Source organism: Paenibacillus terrae, from assembly GCF_000943545.1.
GTDB classification, from domain to species: domain Bacteria; phylum Bacillota; class Bacilli; order Paenibacillales; family Paenibacillaceae; genus Paenibacillus; species Paenibacillus terrae_A.
This window is the reverse complement of record NZ_JTHP01000003.1, coordinates 23,957-36,388: the sequence shown is the minus strand read 5'-3', so window position 1 is coordinate 36,388 and position 12,432 is coordinate 23,957. Positions and strand designations below refer to the sequence as shown.

General features: G+C 44.9%; 14 protein-coding genes. 8 read left to right on the top strand and 6 right to left on the bottom strand.

What is annotated here, in order from left to right:
• Nucleotides 1-646 precede the first annotated feature (646 nt).
• From QD47_RS32890 to QD47_RS02545, 5 genes are all read left to right on the top strand, one after another.
• A complete protein-coding gene (locus QD47_RS32890; protein WP_235332165.1) occupies nt 647-862 on the top strand; it encodes a sigma-70 RNA polymerase sigma factor region 4 domain-containing protein in 216 nt (71 codons plus the stop codon).
• A 489-nt stretch (nt 863-1,351) separates the two neighbouring features.
• Nucleotides 1,352-1,843, top strand: coding sequence for a hypothetical protein (locus tag QD47_RS02560; protein WP_044644646.1), 492 nt, complete (start codon nt 1,352-1,354; stop codon nt 1,841-1,843).
• A gap of 135 nt (nt 1,844-1,978) precedes the next feature.
• A complete protein-coding gene (locus QD47_RS33855; protein ID WP_327204659.1) occupies nt 1,979-2,164 on the top strand; it encodes a hypothetical protein in 186 nt (61 codons plus the stop codon).
• A gap of 17 nt (nt 2,165-2,181) precedes the next feature.
• Complete coding sequence (locus tag QD47_RS02550; protein WP_044644644.1) at nt 2,182-2,580, top strand: hypothetical protein; 399 nt, start codon at nt 2,182-2,184, stop codon at nt 2,578-2,580.
• Between the two features lie 159 nt (nt 2,581-2,739).
• The gene (locus QD47_RS02545) at nt 2,740-3,699 is read left to right on the top strand and encodes a sigma-70 family RNA polymerase sigma factor (RefSeq protein ID WP_235332164.1); all 960 of its coding nucleotides are present in this window, start codon (nt 2,740-2,742) and stop codon (nt 3,697-3,699) included.
• A 117-nt stretch (nt 3,700-3,816) separates the two neighbouring features.
• On the opposite strand, the gene QD47_RS02540 is transcribed toward QD47_RS02545, so the two are convergent.
• Together QD47_RS02540 and QD47_RS02535 are read right to left on the bottom strand one after the other, a co-directional pair.
• Nucleotides 3,817-4,905, bottom strand: a complete 1,089-nt coding sequence (locus QD47_RS02540) for a M24 family metallopeptidase (RefSeq protein ID WP_044644643.1) — start codon at nt 4,903-4,905, stop codon at nt 3,817-3,819.
• A 196-nt stretch (nt 4,906-5,101) separates the two neighbouring features.
• Nucleotides 5,102-5,866, bottom strand: a complete 765-nt coding sequence (locus QD47_RS02535) for an MBL fold metallo-hydrolase (RefSeq protein ID WP_459542281.1) — start codon at nt 5,864-5,866, stop codon at nt 5,102-5,104.
• Nucleotides 5,867-6,042: 176 nt separating this feature from the next.
• Here QD47_RS02535 and QD47_RS02530 point away from each other — a divergent pair, with 176 nt between their 5' ends.
• Nucleotides 6,043-6,564 (top strand): GNAT family N-acetyltransferase, encoded by a 522-nt coding sequence (locus QD47_RS02530; protein WP_044644642.1) that lies wholly within the window; start codon nt 6,043-6,045, stop codon nt 6,562-6,564.
• Between the two features lie 132 nt (nt 6,565-6,696).
• Here the strand turns inward: QD47_RS02530 and QD47_RS02525 are convergent, their stop codons facing one another.
• The 3 genes from QD47_RS02525 to QD47_RS02515 all read right to left on the bottom strand — a co-directional run bounded on the left by QD47_RS02525 (nt 6,697) and on the right by QD47_RS02515 (nt 8,876).
• Entirely contained in the window at nt 6,697-7,131 is a 435-nt protein-coding gene (locus QD47_RS02525) for a threonine/serine exporter family protein (RefSeq protein WP_044644641.1), read from the bottom strand.
• A gap of 20 nt (nt 7,132-7,151) precedes the next feature.
• A complete protein-coding gene (locus QD47_RS02520) occupies nt 7,152-7,907 on the bottom strand; it encodes a threonine/serine exporter family protein (RefSeq protein WP_044644640.1) in 756 nt (251 codons plus the stop codon).
• A gap of 111 nt (nt 7,908-8,018) precedes the next feature.
• Nucleotides 8,019-8,876: a hypothetical protein gene (locus QD47_RS02515; RefSeq protein WP_044644639.1), complete on the bottom strand. Its 858-nt coding sequence runs from the start codon at nt 8,874-8,876 to the stop codon at nt 8,019-8,021.
• A gap of 407 nt (nt 8,877-9,283) precedes the next feature.
• On the opposite strand from QD47_RS02515, the gene QD47_RS02510 reads away from it, so the two are divergent.
• Together QD47_RS02510 and QD47_RS02505 are read left to right on the top strand one after the other, a co-directional pair.
• Nucleotides 9,284-10,018, top strand: a complete 735-nt coding sequence (locus QD47_RS02510; RefSeq protein ID WP_044644771.1) for an HAD family hydrolase — start codon at nt 9,284-9,286, stop codon at nt 10,016-10,018.
• Nucleotides 10,019-10,060: 42 nt separating this feature from the next.
• Entirely contained in the window at nt 10,061-10,741 is a 681-nt protein-coding gene (locus tag QD47_RS02505; RefSeq protein ID WP_044644638.1) for a protein kinase family protein, read from the top strand.
• Between the two features lie 114 nt (nt 10,742-10,855).
• Here the strand turns inward: QD47_RS02505 and QD47_RS02500 are convergent, their stop codons facing one another.
• On the bottom strand, nt 10,856-12,274 hold the full coding sequence (locus QD47_RS02500) for an NAD-dependent malic enzyme (protein WP_044644637.1): 1,419 nt from the start codon (nt 12,272-12,274) through the stop codon (nt 10,856-10,858).
• Nucleotides 12,275-12,432 lie beyond the last annotated feature (158 nt).

Genomic DNA, 12,432 nt, shown 5'->3' with positions numbered 1-12,432 from the left:
ATCGCTTAAGTGAAGAGATAGCTGTGCTTCAGAACGAAAATTTAAGCTTGCTCGCAGAAAACAGATCCTTGAATGCGAAGGTAGAGGCATTGGTAGCCAGACTTGAAGGTGGATAGGAAATAGATTTATAGGGGAAGCAAACTGACGTTTGAAATGAAGTACTAATGAGGCTATCGAGAAACTACGACAGTTTCCAAAGGAATGTTGGAATAGGTCTTAAGAAATATGCTCGAATTGATTCAAAAGGCTTGTTTTTAAAGATGTATACACAAAAAAATGGAACAATATAACCAGATGAAAATAACATCAATCAATGTTAGGAATTGACAAGGTTATATATACCTATTAGAATGGGAACATAGGTTCGCATTTTTTCAAAAAAAGTAATAGATAAATTGCAACTCTTCTGATAGATATGACGACTATTAGAGTAGAATCCTAAAAATTATATATTCAATTAGGTAAATGGAACTGATTCAAATGTATTACGTATTAAAAAAAGAGTAGGGTAAGATAAAGAAAAAAGTGGAAACTAATTGTCGAATGTCGAAATTCGGAAAGGAGTTGTGATACAAGTTTTAAGGAGGGAACAGAGTGAACTGGAACCTATTGAATTAAAATAAACTATTAAAATAGGAGAACCGCAATGATAACGACAAATGTTAGCTCATTTAACCCAGATACCTTAAATCATATTTTTAACTTTATACTTCGTGGTGTTAACGAGGAGGATCGAGAAGATGTGAAACAGGATTCAATCGTTCAAATTCTGACAGCGATCCACAAAGGCAATATAAAAAAGGATATATCTACTTTTTCACATACGGTTATTAAACGTTCTGTGGTTGACTATTATACGTAAAAAAAAACGTAAAATTACACAGTTCAGTACAACCGTAAACTTTTGCGATGGCACAGATGAAGAAGGCTCAATGGCCAATTATTACTCGGTTCAAGTGAATGATTACGGGTTTAAATTAGTAGACGTGAAAGTAGACTACTTAAGCAACCGTAACAGATTCACAAAACAGGAGCAACGAATCATAAATTTCATGCTATTCACTGAAGAAGGAATGGATATGAAACCTGCAGAAATCGCCCATTATCTTGATATTCATAAATCCCATGCTTGTCGAGCCGTGAAAAAACTAAGAGATCTCTATAAAACTGAGATTGACAAATAAACATTCTGATATACCACTATCAGAATAAAATCAAATCCAAAAGGAAATAGAAAGGCACTACGCACTGCCCCTTACTATACATTTTTAGTATACATATCTGGCCGAGGCATTGCAAGTGAATGATTCTGAAAATTTAATGAAAATTGTTAAAAAGGAAGGTAGTTTACATGTTAAGTCGCTATATAGTTGGTGGAAGATTAGATCCACCTTTCTATCCTACCAAAACAAGGCCCTGCATAGCAAGCCGCAGGGTTGATATAGATGGTTTAAGAGCTTTAGAAGGTAAAAGGAAGGTAACAGACACCTTTAAGATATCTAATGATCTGGAGTTTTTCGCTATTTCAATAAAGGCGGATGTTATTACCCCTGCCGATTATTGGTCCTTAGTGGTTGATGAAAATGTAATTGTTAACCACGTATATTGTAAAGATTATAGTGAAGGTCTCTATTTTCAGGTAGCTCATCCTGTAAAGGGCGGGCGAGAATTTTGTTTTGAATTCTACACGGAGAGTGCTGAACGCAAAAGAATAGAAGTATCCTATTATTTTTTGACAGACCCGAAGGTTACCCTTCATCTAAACGGTATAACGAACCAAAGCTATGATCCTGTTTCTCTACCTGCCGGGTTTAAGGAACAGCACCTAGGAACGAGGTTATAGAACATGATCGGTTATATGAATAAATGCCCCCATTGTGGGGCGGAATCTTCTTTTGTTCCTGAAGAGATGGAATGCGATCAATCCCTTGTTCTTTGGTGTAAGCACTGTGGGGATTATATCAATCAGACTATAACAATGGAATCCCTGAGGAAGTGGTGGGCGAGATACGATGCAGGCGAAGACACATTTAAGCCGCCTGTGAGCAAAGGGATACTGCTTATGTTTGAAAGGCTGGAACAAACGCTAGCAGATGAACCAGACTGTAACCTGAATCGGGTCGAAATCCATCTCAAGGATTTTACAGACTATCGCTATAAATAAACTCTGGAGGAAATGATATGAACCATATGAACAACAACATGTATCAGCAAGATAGGGAAGATTCTGATTCAGTAGAATTTATACAAATTATTAGCAAAATTCAGAGAGTTGTCAAAGAGAATAAGGAGCTTAAAAGGAAAAATCATCATCTGATTTCCCAAAATAGACAACTTGCGGCCCGTAATCAATTGCTCGAATTGCAAATGAATGAATATATGTCTTTGGTTCAGGAAATGGAGCAGCAGTTCCTTACCCAGCATGAGTATGTGTTGGATTCGATGCAAACTAACCAAACGCATTCAAAGAATTTTTTATACCTGGATGATTCCGGCCATACGTATCTCATTAACTATTCAGATCAGGATTTTGCAAAATTCGATTCCATTCGCTCCAAGGTACAATATATAGACGAATAAAATCACTTCGATCTATATATTCCTGATTAAGCGTCGCTTTGTGGATTTTTGCAAAATCCTTAGATAAATAAATTCTAAAAAGGTAGACCGACTACTGGAGTGTGAGTGTGATCAATGTAGAAGGAGATTCATTATGCTGGTATCGCCAGAAAAGACGGGGTGAACAGATTGCTCAGTGATACGTATATACAATTAAGAAAACCTGCTGTGAAGGATATGCATAATATAAAGCTGATCTGTGCGTGTAAAGAGGACAAAGACCTTCTTGGGGAATTTCTTCAAGAGAATCGGAAATTTATGTTTTCGATTATTATGCGATATAAGGGAAGTATAGAAGAGCTAAAAATGAAATTCAAGGTTACTGAAGATGACTTATACCAACATGCATGTATAGGATTACTAACGGCACTCAAGGATTTTGATATTCATCGAGGAATTAAATTTACTACGTATGTAGTAAGGCCAATTTTATGGGAGGTTAATCAGTTATTATATAGCAACTCTCAAGAGGTAAGACTTAGTCGGGGAGCTATTGATATGATCCGAAGAATGGTAGAAATAGAAGATACACTGGGCTACAGGCCGAGTGAGCAAAAAATGGCAAAGTTACTTCAAGTTCCTATAGAACGTTACAGGGAAGTTGCCCAATTCAGTGATGCAATGGAACATTTTGATTCAATAGATAACTTCGAAGCTACAGACAACTCACAAAATAACATGGATGAACATGTGATTAATAAGGTTTATGTTCAACAACTGTTATGTAGTTCTCTGTTTACAGAACATGAAAAAACAGTGATGCACTTAATTATGAAAGGAGCTAATAACTCCCAGATATCTGAAATACTCCACGTATACCCCATGACAATCACCAGGACGTTAGCACGCATCAGGAAAAAAATAGACAAACACAAACAGGATACTGAGAATATCCAAATTGAAGCTCAATCAAAATACAGAGAAGAAATTAACTTAATTGTAGAGATGAGTAAAGAGCATAAACAAGTCTTGAATGTTACAGACATTACAGATGTACTTAAAATATCCGGCTATGATATTTCAAAGTATTCAAAACGTGTTCTTTACTATATCCGCAAAAAAGCAAAATTAGCTATATAAAGTATAGCAAAGTTAAACGCAAATCACAACTGCTCTCGATCGATATTAGAATCAAGAGGGTAAAAAAAGCCCATGCAGTTTTCAGCATGAGCTTTAAAGCAAAAAAAGATATCAAACTTATCCCAGTACCGTTAGCTCTTTCGGAAAAGAGGTCAGTACTTCTACGCCGTCAGAGGTGACCAGAACGTCATCTTCAATCCGCACACCGCCGAGGCCTGGCACGTAGATGCCGGGTTCTATGGTGAACACGAAGCCCTCATGAAGCAGGTCTTCATTGCCGCCATGCACAGACGGATATTCGTGAACGCTCATGCCAAGGCCGTGTCCAACCCGATGGTTAAAGGCGGGACCATACCCGGCAGCTTCTACAACTGCACGTGCTGCCTGGTCTACCGACGCGCAGGATACACCCGGGCGAATGGCGGCAATACCAGCCTCGTTTGAGCGGAGTACCGTCTGATAAATCGTCTCCAGCTCAGCTGACAGCTTGCCAAAAGCAAAAGTGCGCGTAATGTCTGAGGCGTAGCCATCTGAATATACGCCCATATCAAACATGAGCAGATCGCCGTGTTGCAGCTTGCGGGTACCAGGAACACCATGAGGCAGCGCTGTTTTGGGTCCAGATAGCACCGTAGTGTCAAAGGACGGGCCATCTGCGCCGATTTTCTTCATCTGGTATTCAATTTCGGCTACCAGCTCGACTTCTGTCACGCCTTCACGCACATGGGTCAGGCCGTGGCGAAGCGCGTCCTCTACCAATTGTGCGGCATGTTTCAGACGCCGTACTTCCTCAGGTGTTTTTCTTACGCGCATAGCCTGAAGCACGGGACCGAGATCCACATATTGAGCCGCACCAATGGCAGTATGTAGCTGCTCGTAGCGGAGTACAGAGACGTGTTCCTTTTCCAAGGCGAACACCTTTACCCCAGTACCTGTGCGCTGGCGCAGCAGATCATATGGATTGTCTGTATCTGTGTGGGTGGAGATGCGAGTCACGGAAGAAGCAGCGTGGGCCGCCTCTGCATCCAGTGCAGGCACGATTAGTTCAGGCTCCTCGTCCCGAAGCAGTACCAGGCCAAGAAATCGCTCATGTGGCTCACTGGCAAAGCCAGTCAGGTAGTAAATGTGCTTGGGATCGGTAACGAGCAATCCGTCCCATGACTGTGACTTCAATTCATCATACAGCCGGGTTATTTTATCATTCATACAGATTCAACCCTTTCTATTCATGGATTCATTATAACGCTTATTGCATGAGCATTTTACATAAATCCCAAGAGCGATTTTAAATCAGCATTATAATAGATCGAAACGGTTTAGTTCGTCTATATAGTGTACACTTAAGCGTTGAGAATGGAATTATGAAAAATCCTTGCATATTTGTTTATAGATCTGACGGACTTTAGTCTCGTTCCTGACTTAATGTCTGTAGACGTGCCTGTACATTTTGATCATAAAAACCCCCATGGTAGCACAGCACCTTCTCGACATCCAATACAGTCAGTTTACCGAGGCTTTCCAAGGCCAGTGGCATATCCGGTGTAGCCGACTCAGCAGGGCCGACCAGTTCGCCTTCAACTACACGTAGCTCGTCCGCCGCCAAAAGCAGCTTTTGTGCGGGCACATACAAGCTGATATGTCCCGGTGTGTGACCAGGTGTATGAATAATCTGTATTCCTCCACCATACGGAAGATGCTCACCGTCTTCGAGGATATGGGCAAAGCGCAAGTCTGGCAAGCGGCGGATCATATCCTCTGCTTGCTGTTTGAGTGTATTATCCAACTGATTGATTCGTTCCGGTGTCAGCTTCACAAACGGCCGATCCCCTGTCATATAAGGAATATCATCCTTATGAGCCAATAGAGCGGTATTCGGTAGCAAGTCCAGTAGTGCATGAACATTACCGATATGATCAATGTCCTGATGCGTTAAAATAATTCGCTTCAGGTGGCTGATATCCTCTCCCACATCTGCAATAGCCTTGCGCAACGCTTCCAACTGGCCTAGCATCCCCGTGTCAATGAGCGTAAGCCCGTCCTCATCCTTGAGCAGCACAGGATAAATCGTTGTTTTTCCAAAGAAAGATTCCATAGGTATTTCCAAAATCAAAATTTGAGTTCCAATATTCATATAAGCTGCTTCAGAATCCCGTGAACTCCGAAGCACACCTCCTGTCTTATATTGTTAAATGGGTCGGCTAATCTTTGAAGCTTTTGATTTTCTTCAAGCTCTATTATAGAACCCTTTGCATCCGAACCGCAAAAAAACAACTCGATATGGCTGTTTGGGAGCTTGTCTTGTACAATGAAATAAATCAACAGAACAGGAGGCGGGTACAAACGATGAATAGGGACCAATCTTTTTCCATTGAATTTGCGCGCAGGGAGGATCTTCCGGCTATTGTGGGCATTTATAATTCCACCATTGCAGGTCGAATGGCAACGGCAGATTTGGAGCCCGTGACAGTGGAGAGCCGTATCCCATGGTTTGAGGCTCATCAAGAAGACCATCGACCTTTGTGGGTTCTGAGACATAAAGAGACGATTGCAGGGTGGGCCAGCCTTCAGTCTTTTTACGGACGTCCAGCTTATAACGGTACGGCGGAAATCAGTATTTATGTCCATGAAGATTCTCGTGGAACTGGAGCAGGAAGTCGTTTGGTGCAGCACATACTGAATGAATGCCATAGGCTTGGAATTACGACACTGTTGGGGTTTGTATTCGGTCACAATGAGCCGAGTATCGCCTTGCTGCGCAAGTTCGGTTTTGAGCAATGGGGTTATTATCCGCGTGTTGCAGTGCTGGACAGCATAGAGCGGGATTTGGCAATTCTGGGTAAACGAGTGGATGTTGAGGATAAATAGACGAACAAACATCGTTTATAAAGTGGAACATGAAAAAAAGCTGCATCCAAAATGTTCTGCGCACTACAATCGTGCGTGGTTTTGGAAGCAGTCTTTTTATGTTGTGAAAAAAAATGTTGCCTTCCCCATCGTTTAACGTTGCGGTTTAAAACGGATGTTGCGAAAAATTTGATTGAGCACCTCGGACAGCACCAAGCCGACAGCAATGGCACCTGCGATCATCAGCGTACTCATAGCTAGCTCCAGTGCCTGAGGATAATTATGTTGTACAAACTGTCGCATTGCATTGTAGGCCATTCCCCCCGGGACGAGCGGAATCATGCCTGCCACGCTGAAAATAATAACGGGCATTTTGTACAGTCTGGCCAAGCTCTGGCTGATGATTCCGATTAGAACCGTTGCCAACAGGTTGGCACTCACGGGTCCCATGCTGTCTGTCGTCCAATAATAGACGAGCCAGCCCAACATGCCGACGAAGCCACATTGTAGCAGTGAATGTCGGGGAGCATGGAAAAGAATGCCGAAAGCAGCGGTAGCAATAAAGCTTGTGAATAATTGTGCAAGCATAAACTTGGATCTCCTCCGAATCACATATACGAAATGATAACCGCAACGCCGGCTCCAATGCCAAAGGACGTCAAGCAAGCATCAGCACCCTTGGATATGCCCGAAACGAGGTGTCCGGCCATCAAATCCCGAATGGCATTTGTAATTAATAAGCCCGGCACCAACGGCATAACGGAGCCAATAATGATTTTGTCCATCATCTGGCCCCAGCCTGCAACTGTCAGTAAGGCCGCCAGCAAGCCGATTAGAAAAGATGCCGAAAATTCTGAGAAAAACTTAACCTTAACGAGCCTGTGAAAATATTGCACGGCTGCGAAGCCAGCCCCGCCGCAGAGAACGGCTGCGGGGAAATCCCGCCAGACCCCGCCAAACATAATCATAAAGCAGCCACTCGCCAATGCCGCGGCTGCAAGTTGTACGCCGTTGGAATAGCGGAGAGGACCACGTTCAATCTTGGACAGCTCCGTAACTGCTGCGCGGGGTGACAGGTCACCCAGACTTATTTTACGTGAAATCGCGTTAACCTCTACTACCTTGTGCAAATCGGTGGTCCGCTCCGCAATCCGGATCAGCTTGGCAGGCTCCGAGTCGTTAATGGCAAAAAAAATCCCGGTCGGTGTCACATAGCTATGGGACTGGGATATGCCGTAGGCTAAGGCAATGCGGGACATCGTATCTTCGACACGATAGGTTTCGGCTCCATTTTGCATCATGAGCTTGCCAGCCAGCAGGCAAACCTCGATGATCTCAGGGGTAGGATGGGAATGATTATTCATGCTCGCTCTCTTTCATTCGTACCGGGCCGTTTGGCCGTATTATTTGTATATATTGTAGCACAAATAACCGCCCTTTCAGAGGCGGTTGTGTGGGAAATAAGAAGGAATCCGTCAAGATTCCATCGTATCGGGAATAACTGTATAGTAGGACTCTTCCAAATGTGTTGCAGCCTCAGACAAGCCCATGGATCTAAGCTGTCCTGCTACAAAAACACGAAGGGCAGAATGGGTGAACAGATGGCGTGTTTGAGCATCCCGGATAAAGGCCAATCTCGCTTCACGCGAAGCGTTGCGAAACAAATCACGTACTGTTTCACCTTGTTTATCCCAATGAAAGGGCTCTGCCACGCTTAAAAGAGCACTCTTCATAGAGGAACGCTGTTTTGCGGAAGAAGGAAATGCCGGAATGCCCAAGCCGTTCAGTGTAGGGGCAGCTTCGTTTTGCTTGCGCTCGGTTCGCAAACTGTCGATGTAGGCAGCCATATCCTGAATCGGTTGAACACCGAAGCGCTCCCGAAAGGATTCCCGCACAAACGCAGTGCGTTCATCTACGGCCTGAGGCGGCCGATGTCCTGTATGTCCTGTATAATCCTGTCCACTAGCGTAGTAGCGCTTTAATGAACTGTTCTCTGTATAAACAACACTTAAAAAATCCTGCAAGTGGCGGGCAACCACCCATACACCTGTCCAGTCAACAGGGGATATGCACACAATGGGGGCCTGCGAAAGATCCTTTACAAGTCCAAAATCCGTTAAAAAGCCGTAATGTATTCCGTCCACGCCTGCGCGGGCAAAGGGAATCACATCCGGTGGTGTAGCCATATATCGTGGCGCGCGGCCATGCTCCATAATCAATCCCAAATCAAAACTCAGAGAATGCCGGTTCGCTTCAAGCTCCTGTTCAAATTCTATAATTGCCTCAATCAAAGGTGTAGCTGATCCGTAGGCAGGGTTAGAACCGGAAATCATCGTGTATGCCTCCTTATCCAAGTACATCCATAAAGCGTTCGTCCCTAAAAGGTACGTGATTTTACACGAAATGTAAACCTGTATGCTGAATCTTTTCAAAAATGTGACCTTTTACCCGTGTGTTATGGAATAAACCGCTTTCGGGGCAAAACAGGACGAGATACCTAGATAAGTACAGAAGTAAAGTGAGTTTGTGAAAAAGATGTCTTTTCAGTTTATGACCGCCACGGTGAAGTGTGAATGCGGGAATGGATACAAATAATTGCTACAAATTACAGATCGAAACTACAGATACGAGCTATGGATGGCGAAGGAGTAAGGTGCAACGTATCGGGTCAGCGGGTATAATATCAGGACAAGGTGAGGATGGACGTCATCCAATGATTTTTACAGAAAGAAGTGGGTATATGAACTTGCACAAGAAGGCCTTATTTTTTGATGTGGATGATACAATGTACGATCATTTGCACCCTACTCGCGATGCGTTGCGTACAGTATTAGGATTGAGTGAGCGTTTTCCTTATGAAGAGGCCTATCATCGAATTCGTTATTACAGTGATGTATTGTCGGCAAAAGGAGGACTATTGGAGGGGAAAGCGGGACAGGATGAGCTGGAGGATATGAGGGAAGGCCGTTTTGTCTTGGCTTTACAGGAATTTGGGGTGAATATTACCCGTGAGCAGGCAGTGGATATCCAAAAAGAGTACTTGGATCGCCAGTATCGGATTGAGCCTTTCGAGGGAGCTACATCGTTAATGGATGAATTGAGCTCGGCAGGATATCTGGTCGGCTTGATTACGAATGGTCTCGAAGATCACCAGATGAGCAAAATCAGGGCCATGGCGCTGGAAAATCATATTGCGGCAGAGCATATTTTTGTATCCGGAACGGTTGGCTATGCCAAGCCTGATCCACGTATTTTTGAAGTAGTGAACGAACGGACAGGGACTCTGGCGGAGCATTGCTGCTATATCGGGGATTCCTGGCGTAATGACGTGGCGGGAGCTGTAGCGGCGAATTGGCGGGTCATCTGGTTCAATCACAGAAAGGCTGCCCCGGAGTCTGAGGTAGCGGGAGTCTATGAAACAGCGGCAAGCTATTCAGAGCTGAAAAAATTACTGCTGTATCCGACATATGTCTAACTTCATTCCAATGGTTTAGAACAGAGAAGGAAGGGATCGCACATGGTTGAACAATGGAGGCAGGCAGACGAAATTATAAGTCAAGTGACTGTTTACAGTACGGAGGATAATGATCCGGTTACGATTAAAACAGTCTCCCAAGACGTCCGTTGTATTGGCATCGGGACGGATGCGGCCGTATTTACGCTCGATACGTTGCCCGGCTACGCGTTCAAGGTGTACTCAGACATGGCGATCGAGAAGAAGGATGCGGAGGCCGATGTATACGAGCGTTTGCGGGGATCCGATTTTTTTCCTCATTATTACGGGAAAGGTGACAAGTATATTGTCATAAGCTATGAATCAGGTATTACGCTGCTGGATTGTCTGCTGCAAGGCATTCCGGTGCCGGAGCAAGTCATTCTGGACGTGGAAGAGGCGAGGGAGTTTGTCCGATCCAAGGGGCTGAATCCCCGTGATATTCATCTCAAAAATGTACTGATGCAAGATGGACGCGCCAAGGTATTGGACGTATCCGAATATGTGAAGGAGGGCGATGACAAGCGCTGGGAGCATCTGGTGTGGGCGTATCATACGTTTTACTCAAGTATCTCGGAGGTTAAAGTTCCGTCATGGATTCTGGAGACGATTAAAAAATGGTACTACAAGCTGGACAACTCCAGCTTTAATCTGGAGGAGTTCGCCCAACGCGCCAGCCAGTTATTTTCCAAATGGAAGTCATAGCCGCAGAAAATCTTCATCTTCTTATAAAAAAAAGGATTGCACCCGTATTAGATAGGGGAGCAATCCTTTTTGGCACGTTACCAGACATGTCTTACGGAATAGGCAGATTCTCTTTTACCTGAAATCGCGAGGTACTCTTCTGGCGGTTCCACTCTCAATCGCAGCCCGAATGACCTTCTCACGCACCCGCTGAACGGCATTCTCGTTAAATACGCCGGGGATGATATACAGCTTATTTAATTCTTCGGGGCGGATCGTACTCGCAATGGCTTCTGCTGCCGCAAGCTTCATCTCTTCGTTAATTTCACGGGCGCGACAGTCGAGCGCCGCGCGGAATATGCCGGGAAAGCAAAGCACGTTGTTGATCTGGTTAGGATAGTCTGAACGTCCGGTGGCAATGACGCCTGCAATGTCTTCGATATCCTCGGGGGCAATTTCGGGAACCGGGTTAGCCATGGTGAACACCACCGGAGCCTCGTTCATGCGTTTTACGTCTTCCCGTTGAAGCAGCCCGCCAGCCGATAGACCGATAAACACGTCAGCGCCTTTCAGAACCTCGGACAGCGTGCCTGACAGCCGCTCGGGATTGGTATGCTGTGCATACCAGTTCCACACCGGATGATCGTACGTTTCATCGGCTGTAATGGCCCCGTGGCGATCTACACCAATGATGTTAACTGCACCCGCAGACAGCAAAATTTTAGTGCAGGCTACACCCGCAGCTCCGATACCGCAGACGACGATTTTCACATCAGACAGCGCTTTGCCGACGACCTTCAGTGCATTGATCAGCCCTGCGTACAAGACAACAGCGGTACCGTGCTGATCATCATGAAAAACAGGAATGTCCAGCTCCTGACGCAGCCGCTGCTCAATCTCAAAGCAGCGGGGCGATGAAATATCCTCCAAATTAATACCGCCGAAAGCTGGAGCGATTTGCTTGATCGCCTTAATGATTTCCTCAGTGTCCTGTGTGTCCAGACAAATCGGGAAAGCATCGACGGACCCAAGCTGCTTGAACAGCATAGCTTTGCCTTCCATGACCGGCATAGCCGCGTAGGGGCCGATATTGCCCAAGCCGAGGACAGCGCTTCCGTCCGAGACGACAGCAACGGTGTTCCGTTTGATCGTCAAACGGAAGGCTTTGTCCGGCTCCTCATGAATCGCCATGCACACGCGTGCTACATCTGGAGTGTACACCCGGGACAAGTCGTCGCGATTCTGAATCGGAACCTTGGGCTGCATTTCAATTTTACCCCCGAGATGCAGCAGAAAGGTCCGGTCAGAGATGGACAGTACCTTCACGCCTTGCGCTTTTTTAATTCGGGCAATCATTCGGTCGATTTCGGCCGGGTCGGCAATGGTAACCGTAATATCCCGCACGGTGACCTTTTCAGAGGTGCGAATGACGTCAATCGCAATAACATCCCCGCCATGTTCGTTGACCAGCGTAATCAATTGACCAAATTGGATGTGCTCAGTGGAAATTTCCAGTCGTAAAATGATATTTTTACCGCCAATACCGCCTTGCATGCAAATTCCTCCTTTGTGTTCCATAACAAAATTAGTAGGATCAATTGATTGCGCTTACAATCGAAAGCGTGCCTAAGAGGTGTAATTTAATATTTCAAATTAGTGGATTCTTTCCCTATCATAGTGAACAATCTCCCACTTGTACAGATAAAGCTGAA

Coding starts and splice junctions, on each gene's coding strand:
- QD47_RS32890 (WP_235332165.1), top strand. CDS start 647: ATGATAACGACAAATGTTAGCTCATTTAACCCAGATACCTTAAATCAT.
- QD47_RS02560 (WP_044644646.1), top strand. CDS start 1,352: ATGTTAAGTCGCTATATAGTTGGTGGAAGATTAGATCCACCTTTCTAT.
- QD47_RS33855 (WP_327204659.1), top strand. CDS start 1,979: ATGGAATCCCTGAGGAAGTGGTGGGCGAGATACGATGCAGGCGAAGAC.
- QD47_RS02550 (WP_044644644.1), top strand. CDS start 2,182: ATGAACCATATGAACAACAACATGTATCAGCAAGATAGGGAAGATTCT.
- QD47_RS02540 (WP_044644643.1), bottom strand. CDS start 4,905: ATGAATGATAAAATAACCCGGCTGTATGATGAATTGAAGTCACAGTCA.
- QD47_RS02530 (WP_044644642.1), top strand. CDS start 6,043: ATGAATAGGGACCAATCTTTTTCCATTGAATTTGCGCGCAGGGAGGAT.
- QD47_RS02525 (WP_044644641.1), bottom strand. CDS start 7,131: ATGCTTGCACAATTATTCACAAGCTTTATTGCTACCGCTGCTTTCGGC.
- QD47_RS02520 (WP_044644640.1), bottom strand. CDS start 7,907: ATGAATAATCATTCCCATCCTACCCCTGAGATCATCGAGGTTTGCCTG.
- QD47_RS02515 (WP_044644639.1), bottom strand. CDS start 8,876: ATGATTTCCGGTTCTAACCCTGCCTACGGATCAGCTACACCTTTGATT.
- QD47_RS02510 (WP_044644771.1), top strand. CDS start 9,284: ATGAACTTGCACAAGAAGGCCTTATTTTTTGATGTGGATGATACAATG.
- QD47_RS02505 (WP_044644638.1), top strand. CDS start 10,061: ATGGTTGAACAATGGAGGCAGGCAGACGAAATTATAAGTCAAGTGACT.
- QD47_RS02500 (WP_044644637.1), bottom strand. CDS start 12,274: ATGCAAGGCGGTATTGGCGGTAAAAATATCATTTTACGACTGGAAATT.